The 17879-nt window shown below is 73.5% G+C and carries 16 protein-coding genes and 1 tRNA gene; 7 read left to right on the top strand and 10 right to left on the bottom strand.

From position 1 onward, the window contains the following. Positions 1–28 precede the first annotated feature (28 nt). From ACIRS1_RS22950 to ACIRS1_RS22925, 6 genes are all read right to left on the bottom strand, one after another. On the bottom strand, positions 29–655 hold the full coding sequence (locus tag ACIRS1_RS22950; protein WP_402842889.1) for a GNAT family N-acetyltransferase: 627 nt from the start codon (positions 653–655) through the stop codon (positions 29–31). After that, positions 652–1170 (bottom strand): molybdenum cofactor biosynthesis protein B, encoded by a 519-nt coding sequence (locus tag ACIRS1_RS22945; protein WP_402842781.1) that lies wholly within the window; start codon positions 1168–1170, stop codon positions 652–654. The genes ACIRS1_RS22950 and ACIRS1_RS22945 overlap by 4 nt, the downstream gene beginning before the upstream one ends. Continuing rightward, positions 1167–1607, bottom strand: coding sequence for a cyclic pyranopterin monophosphate synthase MoaC (gene moaC, locus ACIRS1_RS22940; protein WP_360213629.1), 441 nt, complete (start codon positions 1605–1607; stop codon positions 1167–1169). Before moaC ends, ACIRS1_RS22945 begins: the two co-directional genes overlap by 4 nt. Positions 1608–1760: 153 nt before the next feature. Then, complete coding sequence (glp, locus tag ACIRS1_RS22935) at positions 1761–3101, bottom strand: gephyrin-like molybdotransferase Glp (RefSeq protein WP_402842778.1); 1341 nt, start codon at positions 3099–3101, stop codon at positions 1761–1763. Between the two features lie 25 nt (positions 3102–3126). Further along, a complete protein-coding gene (galU, locus tag ACIRS1_RS22930; RefSeq protein WP_402842775.1) occupies positions 3127–4047 on the bottom strand; it encodes a UTP--glucose-1-phosphate uridylyltransferase GalU in 921 nt (306 codons plus the stop codon). Positions 4048–4098: 51 nt separating this feature from the next. Beyond that, positions 4099–5025, bottom strand: a complete 927-nt coding sequence (locus tag ACIRS1_RS22925) for a GGDEF domain-containing protein (protein ID WP_402842772.1) — start codon at positions 5023–5025, stop codon at positions 4099–4101. 75 nt (positions 5026–5100) lie between these two features. Between ACIRS1_RS22925 and ACIRS1_RS22920 the strand changes: the two genes are divergently transcribed. Then, positions 5101–5676 (top strand): 5-formyltetrahydrofolate cyclo-ligase, encoded by a 576-nt coding sequence (locus ACIRS1_RS22920; RefSeq protein ID WP_402842769.1) that lies wholly within the window; start codon positions 5101–5103, stop codon positions 5674–5676. A gap of 104 nt (positions 5677–5780) precedes the next feature. On the opposite strand, the gene ACIRS1_RS22915 is transcribed toward ACIRS1_RS22920, so the two are convergent. Beyond that, positions 5781–8495 (bottom strand): penicillin acylase family protein, encoded by a 2715-nt coding sequence (locus ACIRS1_RS22915; protein WP_402842766.1) that lies wholly within the window; start codon positions 8493–8495, stop codon positions 5781–5783. Between the two features lie 310 nt (positions 8496–8805). Here ACIRS1_RS22915 and ACIRS1_RS22910 point away from each other — a divergent pair, with 310 nt between their 5' ends. From ACIRS1_RS22910 to mscL, 4 genes are all read left to right on the top strand, one after another. Further along, a complete protein-coding gene (locus ACIRS1_RS22910) occupies positions 8806–10290 on the top strand; it encodes a potassium/proton antiporter (protein ID WP_402842763.1) in 1485 nt (494 codons plus the stop codon). A gap of 375 nt (positions 10291–10665) precedes the next feature. Next, positions 10666–12030, top strand: a complete 1365-nt coding sequence (locus tag ACIRS1_RS22905) for an MFS transporter (protein ID WP_402842760.1) — start codon at positions 10666–10668, stop codon at positions 12028–12030. Positions 12031–12187: 157 nt separating this feature from the next. After that, a complete protein-coding gene (locus tag ACIRS1_RS22900; protein WP_402842758.1) occupies positions 12188–12508 on the top strand; it encodes an FmdB family zinc ribbon protein in 321 nt (106 codons plus the stop codon). 654 nt (positions 12509–13162) lie between these two features. Further along, positions 13163–13582 (top strand): large conductance mechanosensitive channel protein MscL, encoded by a 420-nt coding sequence (mscL, locus tag ACIRS1_RS22895; protein WP_360213559.1) that lies wholly within the window; start codon positions 13163–13165, stop codon positions 13580–13582. Between the two features lie 93 nt (positions 13583–13675). Here mscL and ACIRS1_RS22890 read toward each other — a convergent pair whose 3' ends face one another. Together ACIRS1_RS22890 and ACIRS1_RS22885 are read right to left on the bottom strand one after the other, a co-directional pair. After that, positions 13676–13900 (bottom strand): hypothetical protein, encoded by a 225-nt coding sequence (locus ACIRS1_RS22890; RefSeq protein ID WP_402842754.1) that lies wholly within the window; start codon positions 13898–13900, stop codon positions 13676–13678. 179 nt (positions 13901–14079) lie between these two features. Beyond that, entirely contained in the window at positions 14080–15051 is a 972-nt protein-coding gene (locus ACIRS1_RS22885; protein WP_360213555.1) for a sigma-70 family RNA polymerase sigma factor, read from the bottom strand. 424 nt (positions 15052–15475) lie between these two features. Here ACIRS1_RS22885 and ACIRS1_RS22880 point away from each other — a divergent pair, with 424 nt between their 5' ends. Together ACIRS1_RS22880 and ACIRS1_RS22875 are read left to right on the top strand one after the other, a co-directional pair. After that, positions 15476–16285, top strand: coding sequence for a phosphatase PAP2 family protein (locus ACIRS1_RS22880; protein WP_402842751.1), 810 nt, complete (start codon positions 15476–15478; stop codon positions 16283–16285). Positions 16286–16530: 245 nt separating this feature from the next. After that, positions 16531–17415 carry a carbon-nitrogen hydrolase family protein gene (locus ACIRS1_RS22875; protein WP_402842748.1) on the top strand — a complete coding sequence of 295 codons (885 nt, stop codon included), beginning with the start codon at positions 16531–16533 and terminating at the stop codon, positions 17413–17415. A gap of 136 nt (positions 17416–17551) precedes the next feature. On the opposite strand, the gene ACIRS1_RS22870 is transcribed toward ACIRS1_RS22875, so the two are convergent. Continuing rightward, positions 17552–17624 (bottom strand) — tRNA-Arg (locus tag ACIRS1_RS22870). Between the last annotated feature and the right edge of the window lie 255 nt (positions 17625–17879).

Genomic DNA, 17879 nt, shown 5'->3' with positions numbered 1-17879 from the left:
CATATCGATATTTGATTCGAACATATATTCAATTACCCGGATCGCGACCGGAACTGAGCGCCCGCCACCGCCCCAGCAACCCTTCCGGGATCTCCTCGTCGGTCAGCGCGTACACCAGGTGGTCGCGCCAGTCGCCGTCGATGTGGAGATAGCGCGGGCGGATTCCCTCCGAGCGGAAGCCCAGCTTTTCCACCACCCGCCGGCTCGGCCCGTTCTCCGGGCGGATGCAGACCTCGATCCGGTGCAGTCCGAGGGTGCGGAAGCAGTGGTCGACCGAGAGCGCGACGGCCGTCGGCATGATGCCCCGCCCGGCCACCGCCTCGTCGATCCAGTACCCGACGTTGGCCGAGCACATCGAGCCCCAGGTGATGCCGCCGACGGTCAGCTGGCCGACCAGCTGGCCCTTGTGGAGCACCACGAAGGGCAGCATCCGCCCGGCCGACGCCTCGCCGCGCAGGAAGCGGACCATCTGCCGGTACGTCGGTCGCGGGCCGGCGGTCTGCCCGGCCGGGCCCGGCGGCACGGTGGCCTCCCAGCGGCGCAGCCAGTCCCGGTTGCGGCGGCTGACCTCCTGCCACTCGCGCTGGTCGCGGGCCCGGATCGGGCGCAGCACGACGTCCCCCTCGTGGAGCTCTACCGGCCAGCCGGCGTTCAGTGCGCTCTCCCGGACTCTGGTGCGTCGGGCCGGGGGTGGTCCCCGCCGCCGAGCTGGTCGACGGCGTGGGCGAGCAGCGGCTCCAGGACGGCCAGGCCGTCCCTGACGCCGCCGGTCGAGCCCGGCAGGTTGACGATCAGGGTACGTCCGGCGAGGCCGGCGAGCCCGCGGGAGAGCGCCGAGGTCGGCACCTTCTCCCGGCCGTGGGCCCGGACGGCCTCGGCGATGCCGGGGACCTGCCGGTCGATGACCCGGGCGGTCATCTCGGGCGTGAGGTCCATCGGCGAGATGCCGGTGCCGCCGGTGGTGAGCACCACGTCGTAGCCGGCCGCGACGGCCTCGCGCAGCGCGGCCTCCACCGGCTCGCCGTCCGGGACGACCCGGGGCCCGTCGGCCGTGAAGCCCATCGCGGTCAGCCCGGCCACCAGCAGCGGGCCTCCCTTGTCCTCGTAGACGCCGGCCGAGGCCCGGTTGGAGACGGTGACGGCCAGCGCCCGCCCGACCCGCCCGCTCACGCGCCGGCCTCCGGCGCGAACCAGTCGCCGCTCTTGCCGCCGGTCTTGGCGAGCACCCGGACGGACTCGACGGTGGCGCCCTTGTCGACCGCCTTGACCATGTCGATGACGGTGAGGCCGGCCACCGCGACGGCGGTGAGCGCCTCCATCTCGACGCCGGTGCGGTCGGCGGTGCGCACCGTGGCGGTGATCTCGACGGCGTCGTCCGCGACCACGAGGTCGACCTTGACGCCGGAGACGGCGATCGGGTGGCAGAGCGGGATCAGCTCGGGCGTCTTCTTGGCGCCCATGATGCCGGCGATCCGCGCCACCGCGAGGGCGTCGCCCTTGGGCACGCCCTCCCCGCGCAGCAGCTCGACCACCCGGGGGGAGACCCGGACCCGGCCGGCCGCGACGGCGGTCCGCGCGGTGGTGGCCTTCTCGGAGACGTCGACCATCCGGGCGGCGCCCTGGTCGTCGACGTGGGTGAGGCGGTCGCCGGGGGGAGGTGTCGTCACGGGGGGCTCCAGGGGCGCGCAGATCGAATACCGCGCTACCGTACAGCTCCCCCGCCCCGCCACGCGGGAGGGGCCGGGGGCCGAGACACGGGCTCAGGAGCCGAGCAGCACCACGTCGACCTCGCTGCCGGGCGGCAGGGCGGTGACGTCCTCGGGCACGGTGATCAGGCAGTCGGCCCGGGCCAGTGCGCCGACCAGGTGCGACTCGGCGCCGCCCACCGGCTCGACGGTGCCGTCCGCGGCCGAGTAGCGGCCGCGCAGGAACTGCCGGCGGCCGGCCGGGGAGCGCAGTTCCGCCGGGCAGAGCGCCCGGACCACCGGGCGGTGGACGTCGGCGGCGCCGAGCATGGTGCGGATGACCGGGCGGACGAACAGTTCGAAGGAGATGTAGGCGCTCACCGGGTTGCCGGGCAGCGCGAGCAGCGGGACGCCGTCCCCGCCGCCGATCCGGCCGAAGCCCTGCGGCTTGCCGGGCTGCATCCGGATCCTGCGGAAGTCGACGCCCCCGTAGGACTCGAAGACCTCCTTGACCACGTCGTACGCGCCGACGCTGACCCCGCCGCTGGTGACGATCAGGTCGGCCCGGCCGAGCTGGTCCTCCAGGACGGCCCGGAGCCGGTCGGCGTCGTCCGGGACGGCACCGACCCGGTAGGCGATGGCGCCGGCCTCCTGGGCGGCCGCGGTCAGGGTGAAGCTGTTGGAGTCGGAGATCTGCCCGGGGCCGACCGGCTCGCCGGGCTGCACCAGCTCGCTGCCGGTGGACAGCACCACGACCCGCGGGCGCGGGCGGACCCGCACCGCGGCGCGTCCGATCGCGGCGAGCAGGCCGAGCTGGGTGGGGCCGAGCCGGGTGCCGGCCTCCAGGACCTTCGCGCCGGCGGCGACGTCACTGCCCGCCCGGCGGACGTGCGCGCCCCCGGCGACCGGGCGCAGGACGCGGACCTCCTCGTCCTCGACGGGTGCGGTCATCGCGTCGGCGGCCACGCCGGTGCCGGTGCCGCCGTCGGTCCACTCGACCGGGGCGACGGCCTCGGCACCGGGCGGGAGGGGGGCGCCGGTCATGATCCGGGCGGCCTGGCCGGGCCCGACCCGGGGCAGTTCGCCCGCGCCGGCGGCGATGTCGCCGACCACCGCGAGCACCGAGGGGTACTGCCCGGTGGCGCCGTCGGTGTCGGCGGTGCGGACGGCGTAGCCGTCCATCGAGCTGTTGTCGAAGGGCGGCAGGTCACCGCCGGCGACCACGTCCTCGTCGAGCCGGCAGCCCTGGGCGTCGAGCAGTCGCAGCTCGATCGCGGGCAGCGGGCCGACCGCGGCCAGCACGTCGGCGAGGTGCTCGTCCACCGTCCAGAGGCGGCGGGCCGCCGGTGCCGGGTCCGTGGACCCGTCGCAGCAGGCTGCGGCGGATCCGGTGGGGTGTTCGGTGGACCCGGTCATCGGCGGCTCGCTCCCTGTCGTCGTGTCAGTCCTGCAGCTCGGAGGCGACGAACTCGCGCAGCCAGGAGCGGAACTCCGGGCCCAGGTCGTCGCGCTCGGCGGCCAGACGGACGATAGCGCGCAGGTAGTCCGCGCGGTCACCGGTGTCGTAGCGGCGGCCCTTGAAGAGCACGCCGTGCACCTGGCCGCCGGCCGCCGGCTCGCGGGTGGTCAGCTCGCGCAGGGCGTCGGTGAGCTGGATCTCGCCGCCGCGGCCGGGCGGGGTCTCGCGCAGCACGTCGAAGACCAGCGGGTCGAGGACGTAGCGGCCGATGACGGCGTAGTTCGAGGGGGCCTCGTCGGTCTCGGGCTTCTCGACCAGGTCGGTCACCTGGAAGACGTCCTCGCCGAAGCCGTTCGCCTTGACGGCGGCACAGCCGTAGAGGTGGATCTGGGAGGGGTCGACCTCCATGAGGGCGACGACCGAGCCGCCGAGCTCCTGCTGCACCTCGATCATGCGGGAGAGCAGCGGGTCGCGCGGGTCGATCAGGTCGTCACCGAGCAGGACGGCGAAGGGCTGGCCGGCCACGTGCTGCTCGGCGACCGAGACGGCGTGGCCGAGGCCCTTCGGGTCGCCCTGGCGGACGTAGTGCATGTTGGCCAGCTCGACGGACTCCCGGACGCGGGCCAGGCGGTCCTGGTCGCCCTTGCGGGCAAGCAGCTCCTCCAGCTCGTAGGCGCGGTCGAAGTGGTCCTCCAGCGCGCGCTTGTTGCGGCCGGTGACCATCAGTATGTCGGACAGGCCCGCGGAGGCGGCCTCCTCGACGACGTACTGGATGGCCGGCTTGTCGACGACGGGCAGCATCTCCTTCGGGGTGGCCTTGGTGGCCGGGAGGAAGCGGGTGCCCAGTCCGGCCGCGGGTACCACGGCCTTGGTTACCGGAATTCGGGAGTTGGTCGTCGTCATGCGTTTACCTTACTCAGGCACGTTTTGCCCGGGCCGAGCACGGTCGGACGGCTAGGACAGCACGTCACGGGGCCCGGCCACGGTGGCAGGCGTATGGGAAGCGACCGGATGGGCGAGGGAGTCACCTCCGGCACAGGCGGACACACTACCCGGCTTTCCCGAACAGTCAGGTTCCGCCTTGTTCGCCTGCCCCGCACCGGAACCGGGCTGCTCGCAGGGGGGTGCCGGGCGCGTGCCGCCGGCGTGCGCGGGGAGCGGTCCCGGCCGGCCCCGCCAGCAGTCGCCGCCGGCCGACCGGGCCTCGGCCAGCGCCCGGTCGGCGGCGCGCAGCAGGACGGCGGCGTGGGTGCCGTCCTCGGGCAGCACGGCGACCCCGACGGCGGCGGTCAGCCCGTTGCCGCCGGCCGGCCGGGGCTCCCGCGGGCCCGAGGACCAGTCGAGCAGCAGGTGCCGGCGCACCGACCAGACGAGCCGCTCGGCGACCTGGGCGGCGCCCTCCGCGCCGGTGTCCGGCAGCACCACCAGGAACTCCTCCCCGCTGTAGCGGCCGAGGGTGTCGGACCGGCGGATCTCCATCCCGAGCCGCTGGGCGAGGTCGCGCAGTATCGCGCCGGCGCGGCCCCGCCCGTGCTCGGCGACGACCGCGTCGAAGCCGGCGATCTCCAGCAGCAGGACGGCCAGCGGGCGCGGCCCGTCCGGCTGGTCCGGGCGCCCGGCGCGACGGGCCCGCTCGATCTCGCGGTCCAGGGTGAGCTGCAGGTGCCGGTAGTTCCACACCCCGGTGAGCGGGTCGCAGGAGGCCGTGCGCTCCAGGTCGGCGCAGTGCGCCTCCAGCTCGGCGATCCGCTCGCGCAGCCCGTCCTCCCGGGCGGCGGCGTCGCCGCGGCCCCGGCGCAGGCGCAGCCCGAGCACGGTGGCACCGGCCAGCGCGGGGGCGCTCAGCGCGGCCAGGGCCTGGACCAGCAGCGGGGTGGACAATCGGGGCGCCCTTTCCCGTGTCAGGCTCTGCGGGTCGACGGCAGCGGCCGGCGGGGCAGAGTTGCGGAGGATCCGATGCACAACGAGAAGAGCGAGCTGAGGACACGGCTGCTGACGCGGCGGCGCGCGCTCACCGCCGGGGAGCGGGCAGCGGCCGCGCGGGCGCTGGCCGGGCACGCCGGGGCCCTCGCGGAGCCGGGCGCCACGGTGGCCGCGTACGTCTCGGTGGGCTCCGAGCCGGGGACCGGTCCGCTGCTGGACGCGCTGCGGGAGCGCGGGGTGCGGGTGCTGCTGCCGGTCCTGCTGCCCGACAACGACCTGGACTGGGCCGAGTACGGCGGCCCGCGGGAACTGGCCCCGGCCGGGCGCGGACTGCTGGAGCCGGTCGGGCCCCGGCTCGGGCCGGAGGCCGTCACGGCCGCCTCGGTGGTGCTGCTGCCGGGCCTGGCGGTGGACCGGCGGGGGCTGCGGCTGGGCCGCGGCGGGGGGTCGTACGACCGGGTGCTGGCCCGGCTGGAGCGGGCGCGCGCGCGGCCGGTGCTGGCGGTGCTGCTGTACGAGGACGAGCTGCTGGCGCGGGTGCCGGCCGAGCCGCACGACCGCTCGGTGGACCTGGCGGTCGTGCCGTCGGGGCCGCAGCGGCTCGGGTGAGCGTGGCGGGGCTCGGGGCTCGGGACCGGCCCGGTAGGGCCGGGGCCCGGGGCGGACGACGACGGCCCCGCTCCTGAGGAGCGGGGCCGTCGGGTCGTGCCGGGTCAGCCGGTGGTGAGCACCAGCTTGTGCTTGGTGGCCTTCTCGACCGCGTCCGGCGTGTAGGCCCAGGTCAGCAGCTTGCCCTTGAGCCAGAGGTCGGTCTGGTCGTTGTAGTTGTCGTGGAAGGCGTGGCCGGAGGCACCGCCGACGTTGATCCACCGCGAGGAGTCCAGGTCGCTCAGGTCGACCACCATCCGCATCGAGGGGATCCAGTCCACCTGGTAGCCCGCCGCGGCGTTCCAGCCGGCCGCGTCGACCGCCGCCGAGCCGCCGGAGAGCCGGTACGGGCCGCGGTTGAGCAGCCGGTGGACCACGCCGGAGGCGATCGAGGACTCGTCGGTGCCGAGGGTCTGCTCGCGCAGCGTCAGCTTGTGCAGCCGGCCCCAGCTCCAGGTGGAGACGTCCTTGCTGAGCAGCGCGGTGAGGTCCTGCCGGGCGTTCTTCATCGCCTCCTTGAGCAGGTTGTCCAGGCCCTTCTGCTCCTTGTGGTCGGAGTCGATGTACGTCCACCAGGAGCTGTCGGGCTTGTCGAGCTGCTGGCGGACCACCTCGGTCCAGCGGTCGCCGCCGTCCGGCTGGGCCTTGCCCGGGTCACGGGTGCCGCACTCGGTGACGATCTTGCTGGAGCTGTCCGGCTTGGTCGGGTCGTCCTGCTGGCGGACCAGCAGGCAGTTGCCCTTGGCCCGGAGGTCGGCCGGGAACTTCTGGCCGAAGGCGAGGGTGAGCAGCTGGCGCCAGACGCCGTTGTAGTAGGCGGCTGCGGCCGAGTCGGCGTCCTGGTGGTAGTTCCAGTCCTTGAGCAGGTCCTGGGCCTCGCGCACGTACGGGTCGTCGATCTGCTGCTTGAGCAGCAGCGGGACGAGCGTCTTGGCCATGATGCTGGTGTTGTCCAGCTGCATGGACTGCATGTCGTCCGGGGAGATCTTCCCGTTGTTCTTGAGCAGGCCCTCGATCTGGTCGGTGATCTCCTTGGCCCGGGTGCCGTACTCCCAGTCCTTGGTGAGCGAGTACTTGTAGCTCGGGTCCACCACGGCCTGGTTGGCGGTCACGATGTAGCCCGCGGCCGGGTCGAGGCTGTAGGGCAGCGCGGTGAAGGGGATCGAGCCCTTCCACTGGTACCCGGAGTCCCAGCCCGGGGCCGGGAGGGTGCCGTCGCCCTTGGCGCGGACCGGGACGTCGCCCGGGGCCTGGTAGCCGATGTGCTTGGCGTCGGCGTAGAGCAGGTTCTGCGCGGGGACGGCGAAGTCCTTGGCGGCGCCCCGGAAGTCGTCCCAGTTCTTCGCCCGGTCGAGGGCGAAGACGGCGTCCATGGTCTTGCCGGGGTTGAGCGCGGTCCACTGCAGCGCGACGCCGTAGCCGCCGGTGCCCCGGTCGGGGGCCGCGCTGCCGTTGGGCGCGTACTTGCCGACGTTCTGCTGCTCGGTGCTCTGGTCGGAGATGAGCGGGGCGCCGGTCTGGGTGGTGCGGACGGTGATGGTGCGGTCGTCCCCGCCGGCGACCTTGATGGTCTCCTTGCGCAGGTCGAACTTCACGTCCTTGCCGTCGACCTGGTAGGTGTCCGGGCCGGTCACCTTCTCCAGGTAGAGGTCGGTGACGTCGGCGCCCAGGTTGGTGAAGCCCCAGGCGACGTCCTTGTTGTGGCCGATCACCACGCCGGGCATCCCGGCGAAGGTGAAGCCGGAGACGTCGTACTGGCAGGCCGGCGAGGCGGTGCGGCAGTGCAGGCCCATCTGGTACCAGACCGAGGGCAGGCCGGGGCCGAGGTGCGGGTCGTTGGCCAGCAGCGGCTTGCCGGTGGTGGTGTGGCTGCCGGCGACGACCCAGGAGTTGGAGCCGATGCCCTGGCCGGGGCGGCCGAGCAGCTGCGGCATGCCGTCGACCCGGTCGGTGAGCCCCTGCAGCAGCGCCTTGGTGGTGGCCGCGCCCTGCGCGGTGGCAGCGGGGGCGGAGCCGGACGGCGGGGTGCCGTCGGCGGGGCGGTAGGTGTCCCCGGAGACGGTGCCGGTCTTCACGATCGTGCCGTTGCGGGTGTACGGGTACTCGGGGTAGAGCTCGGCGATCTTGTCCGGCCCGAAGTCCTGGGCCAGCAGCGCGCGGTCGATCTCCTCCTGGAGGTTCCCGGAGAGGTTCCAGGCCATCGCCTTGAGCCAGGCCACCGAGTCGACCGGGGTCCACTGCTCGGGCTTGTAGTCGCCGTTGACGGCACCGAGCAGCGCGTACTCCAGGGAGGCCTTCTCGCCCCCGGGGTGCTCGGCGAGCCAGGCGTTCACGCCGTCCGCGTAGGCCTGCAGGTACTTCTTGGTCTCCGGCGACAGCTTGGTGTCGAACTCCTTCTGCGCGACCTGGCGCCAGCCCATGGTGCGGATGAAGGCGTCGGTGTCGACCTGGCCGTCGCCGAACATCTCGGAGAGCCGCCCGGCGGTGATGTGCCGGCGGACGTCCATCTCCCAGAACCGGTCCTGCGCCTGGACGTAGCCCTGGGCGCGGAAGAGGTCCTCGGAGGTGTCGGCGTAGAGCTGGGGGATGCCGTTGGCGTCCCGCTTGACGTCGACCGGCGCGCTGAGGCCCGCCACCTTGACGCTGCCGTCGACCTCGGGGAAGGACGCGCGGACCGCGGTGACCCCGCGGTAGCCGCCGTAGCCGACGCCGGCCACCAGCAGCACGACCAGCACGATCACGAACAGACGGGCGCGCCGGAACTTCTTCGAGCGGGGCATCTGGGTCCTTGCGGTCCTGACTTCGGGGCGGGCGGGCGTGTCCAGGGCCTGGGGCCGTGACAGGGCACCACATTAGGCCGAGTCGGCCGAGCACCGTGCACGGGGGACGCTCCGCACGGGATCGGAGGAGGTCAACGGGGAGTCCCGGAAGGGCTGGTGGGGGCCCGGGGAGGACAGGAAACTAAAGATATGGCAAAATGTTAGACTGCGTAACGATCCGCAAGGGGAGCATTGACGACTTCTTAACGGGTCCCCCTTCGCCAGCACGACCGACACCCCGCCCGCCCCTGCCTGCCCGAGGTGCCACTGCGTGAACATCGACCACCTGAACCAGCTGCTCCTTGAGTTCTCCGTGATCCTGCTGGTCGCAGTGGTCGCCGTGCGCATCTCCACCCGATCAGGCCTGCCCAGCCTGCTGATCTACCTCGGGATCGGCGTCGCGCTGGGCCAGAACGGCATCGGCGTCACCTTCAACAACGCCGAGCTCACCCAGGTGCTCGGCTACGCGGCGCTCGTGGTCATCCTGGCCGAGGGCGGCCTCAAGACGAGCTGGCGCGAGGTCAGACCGGTCATGCCGGCCGCCACCGCGCTCGCCACCGTCGGCGTCGGGATCAGCGTGTTCGTCACCGCGGCCGGCGCGCACTGGCTGGTCGGCCTGGACTGGCGCACCTCGATGCTGCTCGGCGCGATCGTCTCCTCCACCGACGCCGCCGCCGTCTTCTCCGTCCTGCGGATGGTCCCGCTGCCGCACCGGCTCACCGGCCTGCTGGAGGCCGAGTCCGGGTTCAACGACGCCCCCGTCGTCATCCTGGTCGTCGCCTTCGCCACCGTCGGCGAGCTGGACTCCTGGTACGTCCTGGTCGGCACGATCGTCGCCGAGCTGGCGATCGGCACCGCCGTCGGGTTCGCGGTCGGCAAGATCGGCGCGTACGGGATCAAGCACGTCGCACTGCCGTCCTCCGGCCTGTACCCGATCGCCGTGATGGCGCTCACCGTGCTCGCCTACGCCGGCGGCGCGCTGCTGCACGGCTCCGGCTTCCTCGCCGTCTACATCTGCGCGGTGATCCTCGGCAACGCCAAGCTGCCGCACGGCCCGGCCGTCCGGGGCTTCGCCGACGGACTGGCCTGGATCGGGCAGATCGGCATGTTCGTGCTGCTCGGCCTGCTCTGCACGCCCGAGACCATGGGCTCCTCGGTCGTCCCCGCGCTGGTCATCGGCGGCGTGCTGGTGTTCCTCGCCCGGCCGCTCTCGGTGGTGCTCACCATGACCCCGTTCAAGGTCCCGGGGCGGGAGCAGGCGCTGCTGAGCTGGGCCGGACTGCGCGGGGCGGTGCCCATCGTGCTGGCCACCATCCCGGTGGTGTCGGGCGCGCACCGGGCCGAGGACGTCTTCAACATCGTCTTCATCCTGGTCGTCGTCTTCACCCTGCTGCAGGGCCCGACCCTGCCCTGGGTGGCCAAGCGGCTGCGGGTCGGCGAGGGCGCCATGGGCCAGGACCTCGGCATCGAGTCCGCCCCGCTGGAGAAGCTGCACGGCCACCTGCTGTCGGTCGCGCTCTCGCCGACCTCGCGGATGTCCGGCGTGGAGATCAGCGAGCTGCGGCTACCCAAGGGGGCGGCGGTCACCCTGGTGGTGCGGGAGGGCAACTCCTTCGTGCCGGACAAGGCGACGGTGCTGCGCGGCGGGGACGAGCTGCTGGTGGTCACCACGGACGAGGTCGGCGAGGCGGCCGAGCGACGCCTGCGGGCCGTGGACCGGGGCGGCAAGCTCGCGGGGTGGCTGAACGGGCGGTGAGCCCGGTCGGGGTGCGGCGGCGGGGGTCTCGCGGCGGGTCCGGGCCGGGTGGCCGCGGCGGGTGGCGGCGGGTTGAGGGTGACTTTCAAGGCTTAACGCGCCGTTCACCTTCAATAGACAGGACAGTTTTGGATTTGCCCTGTAGTGTGGTGGCCAGCGCGACATCTACGCGCGTATATGTATGATGGATACACCACACCCAGCATCTGCCTGACGCAGAGTTGGCGCGACCGCTCGGCGGCCGCGGTCCGGCCCCGGCCCACACGCCGGACCGGCCCGGTATCTACCCCGGTCGACGCGCGAGAGGACGACTCTCGGCGCCGTCGGGGCCACACCATGCCCTGCCGCGCTACCAGGCAGCAGGAAGGACCGACCGTGACGGCCCGCCGAACGGTCGACAACGCCGAGGACGCCGGCGCCACCAGCGCGCCCGCCCGCGTCGGCTACGGTGCGCTGCTCCGCACGCCCGGCGCCTGGACGTTCCTGGTGCCCGCGTTCGTCGCGCGGCTGCCCTACGCGATGCTCAGCATGGGCATCCTGCTGCTCGTCAAGGACACCCACGGCTCCTACGGCACCGCCGGCACCGTGACCGCCGTCGCCGCCGTCTCGCAGGCCCTGATCGGCCCGCAGACCGGCCGCCTCGCGGACCGGTACGGGCAGGCCACCGTGCTCGTCCCCACCGTCCTGGTGCACGCCCTGTCGGTCGGCGTGCTGATCGCCCTCGCGCTCGGGCACGCCCCGGCCTGGACCCTGTTCCTGGCCGCCGTCCCGGCCGGTGCGAGCGTGCCGCAGATCGGCGCCATGGTCCGCGCCCGCTGGGTCGCCACCTTCGGCGCCGAGGGCGCGTCCGCCACCTCCGCCGCCAAGGTGAGCACCGCGTTCGCCTTCGAGTCCGTGACGGACGAGTTCACCTTCGTGGTCGGCCCGATCGTGGCCGCCAAGATCGCCACCTCGGTCAACCCCTCCGCCAGCCTGATCGCCGAGGCCGCACTGACCCTCGTCGGCGGCCTGGTCTTCGCCGCCCAGCGGCGCACCGCGCCCGCCCGGATCACGCCGCGCCCCGGCGCCCGGCGCGCCTCCGCCCTCTCCTCGCCCGGCGTCCGGCTGCTGGCCGGCGTCACCCTCGGGGTCGGCGCCGTCTTCGGCGGCATGCAGGTCTCGGTGAACGCCTTCGCCGACTCGGTCGGCCAGCACGACGCCTCCGGCACCGTGTACGGGATCTTCGCCGGCGGCTCGATGGTGGCCGGCGTGCTCTACGGCGTGATCGCCTGGCGGCACGCGGTGCAGCAGCGGATGATCGCCAGCTACGCGCTGCTGGTCCTGGGCTGCTCGACGCTGTGGGCCATGCCCAACCTGGTCGCGCTCTCCGTCGCCGGGCTGGTCTGCGGCCTGGCCATCGCGCCGACCCTGATCAGCGGCTACACCCTGGTCGAGACGCTGGTCGAGGACGGCGCCAAGACCGAGGCCTTCACCTGGCTGACCGGCGCCATCGGCCTCGGCCTGGCGGTCGGCTCGATGGTGGCCGGCCAGCTGATCGACGCCAACGGGCCGTCCGCGGGCTTCCTGGTGCCGGTGATCGGCGCCGGCCTCGGCCTGGTCGCGCTGGTCTCGCTGCGACACCTGCTGGTCGCGCCCGGCGGCGCGGTCGGCGCCGGCGGTGCGGACGGGGCGACCGCGGCGGACGCGGCCCCGTCGGAGCACGCCGCGGCGCGGCAGCTGGTGGGTGCGGCCAAGGGCTGAGCCGGTACCCGCGGTCTGCGCCGGACCACCACCCCGGAACGGCGCGGGCGTTCAACCCGGCTCATCTCACACCGGAGTCGCTGGACTGATCCCGCGGAATGCCGCATCATTGACCATCGTTAGCACTCATCAGGCGAGAGTGCCAGGAGGAAGACAAGTGCCCACGTACCAGTACCAGTGCACCGAGTGCGGCAACGGCCTGGAGGCGGTGCAGAAGTTCACCGACGAGGCGCTGACCACGTGCCCCGACTGCCAGGGACGACTGCGCAAGGTCTTCTCGGCCGTGGGCGTCGTGTTCAAGGGCTCGGGCTTCTACCGCACCGACAGCCGCTCGTCCTCCAGCAGCTCGGTGGGCTCCGGCGGCTCGGCGTCGACCGGCTCGTCCTCGACGTCCTCGAACGGCTCGTCCTCGACCTCGACGTCCTCCTCGACGTCCTCCGCCTCGAGCGCTTCGAGCCCGGCTCCGGCCGCGAGCTGATCACGGCGCCGGCCCGTCCGGCACCGTCGACGACACGGGACAGGCCCGTCACCCCCGCTCCGCGCGGGGGCGGCGGGCCTTCTCGTCGTTCCCGGGCGTCGTTCCGGGCCTCCTCGTCGCCCCGGGCTCTTCTGGTGGCCCCAGGCCCTTCTCGTGACCCCGGATCGGCCCGGTCGTCAATCCGGCCGGCCGTACTCACTCCCGCGGGTGTACGGATTCGTCCACAGGGGCCGGGTTGTCCACAGGCTGCGGATAACGGCTTCCCGCGGCGGCGGCGGGCGCCCATCGTGTGGGTCAGCAGAGCACGGCCGGCCCGGCAGGGGCCGGCGCCCTACGACCCCGGTGGTGCCGATGTCCTCCCCGATCCTCTCGATCCCGCTGCCCGCGCCCACCGTCCCGCCCCGGCAGGAGGTGCCCCGGTTCCCGCCGATCCGGCGCGGCGCCGGCCGGTGGCACCGCTGGCGGCACGTCGTACGGCGGCGGGCCGGGGTGCCCGCGGCGGTGCTGCTCGCCGTGGCCGCGGCACTCGCGGTCGGGCCCGCCCGGGCCGGGCTGCCGCCCCCACCGGGCGGCGCGGTGGGCCGGACGGGTTGTCAATCCGGAGCACTGGAAGATCACCCGTAACCGGGCGACGACTTCGTCGTTCACGGCGGCATGAAAGGCTTCAAGGAATTCCTGCTGCGCGGGAACGTCGTCGAACTCGCCGTCGCCGTTGTCATCGGCGCGGCCTTCACCAACATCGTCAACGCCTTCGTCAAGGGCGTGATCAATCCGATCGTCGGCGTGTTCGGGGCCAAGGACCTGGCGTCCTACAGCTCCTGCCTCAAGGGCCCCTGCGAGGTGAGCCCCACCGGCGAGGTCGTGTCCGGGATCTTCATCCTGTGGGGGTCGGTGCTCAGTGCCGTCCTGCAGTTCATGATCACCGCGGCCGTCGTCTACTTCTGCCTGATCGTCCCCATGAACCGGTTCACCGCGCGGCGCAAGACCCTCGCCGAGTCCACCGCGGAGGCCGAGGCCAAGGAGGTACTGCTGCTCACCGAGATCCGCGACGCACTGGTCACCGCCCGGAGCTGACGGGCCGCACCACCCGCCCGGCCCCCGTCCGTCCGCGCCACGTCCGTTCCCGTCCCGTCCGTTCCCCTCCCCTTCGGCGCCGCTCGGCGCCGTTCAGTCCCCGTGGTGCGGCGGGCGCTGGTTCAGGTACCAGTCCAGCCCCCGCCCACCGCTCTCCCCCGCCCCGGGGCGGTCGCCCCAGCCGGCGTCGGTGTCGTCGCTCGACTGCTGGTCCAGCGGGTCACGGAAGACCAGCCGGGCCTTGGCCGCGGCCGGCTGCTCCTCGCGCTTCCGCTGGCCCCGGTCCTGCTCCTGCTCCTGCTCTTCCACCCTGCTCACTCCGCTGCTCGCCCGGATCGTTCCGCCCTCAAGCCTAGGCTCCGCGAACCGCGGGCCCCGGTGCGGAGTTCTCCGCACCGGGGCCCGGGAGTACGGTCCGGTCGCGTGCCACAGCCGGGCGGCTCGCTCGGACCGGTGGTCCGGGTCGGTCGGCCATGCCGCTCGGTCAGGCCGCTCGGTCAGGCCGCTTCGAAGCCCGCGTGGTCCGCGATCTTCTTCAGCTCGGCCAGCGCGTGCTTCTCAATCTGGCGGATCCGCTCGCGGGTGAGGCCGTGCTGCTTGCCCACCTCGGTGAGGGTGCGCTCGCGGCCGTCCTCCATCCCGTAGCGGGAGCGGATGATCGAGGCCGTGCGGTCGTCCAGCCGCCCGATCAGGTCGTCCAGCTCCTCGCGGCGCAGCATGACCATCACGGCGTCCTCGGGGGACGTCGCCCCGGTGTCCTCGACCAGGTCGCCGAACTGGGTCTCGCCCTCGTCGTCGACCGACATGTTGAGGCTGACCGGGTCACGGGCCCAGTCGAGCACGTCCTTGATCCGGGCCTCGGTGGTGTCCAGCTCGGCCGCGATCTCCGCCGGGTCGGCCTCGCGGCCCAGCTCCTTGGACTTCTCGCGCTGCACCCGGCGGATCCGCCCGAGCTCCTCGACCAGGTGCACGGGCAACCGGATGGTGCGGGACTGGTCGGCGATCGAGCGGGTGATCGCCTGCCGGATCCACCAGGTGGCATACGTGGAGAACTTGAAGCCCTTGGCGTAGTCGAACTTCTCGACGGCGCGCACCAGGCCGGCGTTGCCCTCCTGGATGAGGTCCAGCAGCGGCAGGCCGCTGCGCGGGTACCGGCGGGCGACCGCCACGACGAGTCGGAGGTTGGAGCGGATGAAGACGTCCTTGGCGCGCTCCGCGTCCTCGGCTATCACCTCCAGCTCCTCGCGCGAGACGCCGTCGGGCAACCCGCCCTCGTCCAGCAGGTGCTGGGCGTACACGCCGGCCTCGATCCGCAGCGAGAGCTCGACCTCCTCGGCGGCATCGAGCAGGGGCGTCCTGGCGATCTCGTCGAGGTACATGCCAACCAGGTCACGGTCGGCCTCGAGGTTGGTCGGGCGGGCCGCGCGAGTCCGGTCGGCCCTGTCGCGAACGACGGCACGGGTGGCCATGCTTGCTCCCTTTGCTGGAATTGCCGAGCTCTGCCTGCCTGCCCCGAGAGGGCAAGAAGTGCGGGCCCCGCGGGGCTCACACGTAACGATCCAACGAACAGATTCCGGACAACATTCCCAAGTCACTCAGATTCTTCCGCGCCATGCAGTATCCTGCCGGTTTTCACCCCGGTTCTGGACGCTGGGTGACCGGCCGGGCACCTCCGGTGCCGATTCTGCGACCGCTTCCGAGCGGGTCGCTCACGCCCCGTGCACACGACCACCGCCCCACAGGGTGAACCGGCGGACGGGCGCGGTCGTTCCCCGCGCCCCCGGCGATCACCCGCGCTCACACCCCGGCGCACGCAGGTTCTCCGCACAAACGATGCCGAATCGCTATCACTCCACGTCCCGATCGACCCGGGACACTGGGAAGGTGTCAGCCATGCACCTGACCAACAGCGCGACCTCAGTCACTGCGCGTCACCGCCGCCTGCTGCGGGACTCGGCGCTCGCAGTGGGCTGCGCCGCGCTGTTCGGCCTGCTGACCGTCCTGGTGACCGGGCACTGGCACCCCCTTGAACAGCTCGATCAGAGCTGGATCGACGAACTGCACATCTTCGCCAGGGAGCACCGGATCTGGACCGCCTCGGTGCAAACGCTCTCCGACATCGGCGGCACGATCACGATGCGTGTCCTCCTGGGGATCGCGGCCGCCTGGCTCTGGCTGATCGGCGCCCGGGTGCTGGCCGGCTGGGTGGCCGCCCAGACCCTGGTCGGCTGGGGCGCCCTGTGGGCGCTGAAGCTTGCCGTCGACCGCAGACGGCCGTCCTTCGGGGACCCGGTCTCGCACGCCGGCGGCCCGGCCTTCCCCTCCGGGCACGCCATGGCCTCGGCGATCACCTGCGCGGTGCTGGTCGGCCTGGTCTGGTACCGGGTCCACCGCCGGGGCCGGACGGCCGCCTGCACGGTGGCCGCGGTCAGCGTGCTGACCATCGGGTGGACGAGAATCGCCCTCGGGGTGCACTGGCCGAGCGACGTGGTCGCCGGCTGGCTGGCCGCCGGGATCGTGCTGGGCGCCGTGACCGCCCTCGTCGAACTGTGGCGCCCGGGCGCGCTGGCCCGGGACGTCCGGCGGGTCAACTGGCGCACCCGGCCCCGGGTCCAGCGGATCATCGTGCCGTCCGTCCGGCCGCCGCGCGGAGCCGAACCGGAGGGCGACCCGGCGGACCACCCCGACGAGGCCGTCCACTGACGCACCCGCCCGGGCGGGGCCGCTGACACCCGGCCGCTGAGCACACGTCACGGTGTGCGGGTGGGGGTGCCGCTGCCCCGGCGTCACCCGCGCACGCCGGCCGCCCACCGCCCGCCACCGACCCCCCACCGGGCCACCGGCCCGCCCCCTCGCCGGCCCACCCCGCCACCACCGCGCCGACCCGCCGGCACACGCGGGCACCTGAGTCCGGAATCCGGACGCCACCGCCCGCTAGCGTGACGGTCATGAACGCCGCGCCCGCCGCCCCCGCCAGCCACCCCGCCGAGGGCGGGTACCCGGAGCGGCCGCTGCGGATCGCCACCGTCCAGGCCCGGGCCGTGGCCGGCGACATCGCCGCCAACGCCGCCCAGGCGGCCGAGTTGATCCGCGAGGCCGCCCGGGCCGGCGCCCGCCTGGTGCTGTTCGCCGAGAAGTTCCTCGCCGGCTACGAGATCGGGCTGATCACCTCGGACCCGCTCACCCACGCCGTCCAGCCCGCCGACCCGCGGCTCGCGCCGGTCGCCGACGCCTGCCGCGCGACGGGCACCGCCGCGATCGTCGGCGCCGCCGTGCAGGACGGTGCCGACCTGCGCATCTCCGCCCTCGTCATCGGCCCGGACGGCGGCTTCGTCACCCGCTACGACAAGCAGTTCCTGTTCAAGGCCGAGCGCGACCACTTCCGCCCCGGGACGACCGGCTGCACGCTGGAGCTGGACGGCTGGCGGCTCGGCCTCGGCGTCTGCTACGACTCGGGCTTCCCCGAGCACGCCCGCGCCGCGGCCCTGGACGGCTGCCACGCCTACCTGGTGGGCGCCCTGTTCAGCGTGGGCCACGGCCACCACGAGTCCCGCACCTGGTTCCCCGCCCGCGCGCTCGACAACACGCTCTACACCGTGCTCGCCAACCACATCGGCCACACCGGCGGTTGGCACACCTGCGGCGGCAGCGCGGTCTGGGCGCCGGACGGCCGACTGCTCGCCGAGGCGGGCGAGGACGGCCGCGAACTCGTCGTCGTCGACCTCGACCCGGTGGTGCTGCGGACCGTCCGGGAGACCGAGACGCTGCTGGCCGACCTCGCCCTGGCCGGCGGGCGCCCCGCCGCAGCGCGCAACCGCTACATCCTGGCCTGAACCGTCCGCCGGACCGGACAGGCACGGCACGGCTGGGGCACGGCTGGGGCACGACACGGCGGGGGCACGGAACGGCGAAGGCCCAGGTCCGAGGGGATTCACCCTCCGGCCTGGGCCTTTTCTGCGTCCTGCGTCGTGCCCCAGACAGGAATCGAACCTGCGACACCGGCTTTAGGAGAGCCGTGCTCTATCCCCTGAGCTACTGAGGCGGGATCCGCCGGGGAGCGGCTGCGTCCCGTGGGCGGATCCTTGGCGGCCGGCCCGAGGGCAAGCCGTCACGGGGCCAGTGTAGCGGGTCGGGCGACGGCCGGGCGGCGGGTACGTGATCTTGCGCTCGGCGGTCCGGGCGTGGGCCCCGCCCCCGCGGGCCCGGGGGGGGGGCCCCGGCGGGGGGGCCCCCCGGGGGCGGGGGGCCCCCCCCCGGCCCCCCCCGGGGGGGGGGCGCCCCCCGGGGCCCCCCCCCC

Source organism: Kitasatospora sp. NPDC101176 (assembly GCF_044768035.1).
Classification (GTDB): domain Bacteria; phylum Actinomycetota; class Actinomycetes; order Streptomycetales; family Streptomycetaceae; genus Kitasatospora.
Note: the sequence above shows the minus strand (reverse complement) of the source record. Positions and strands in the feature narration are given on the sequence as shown.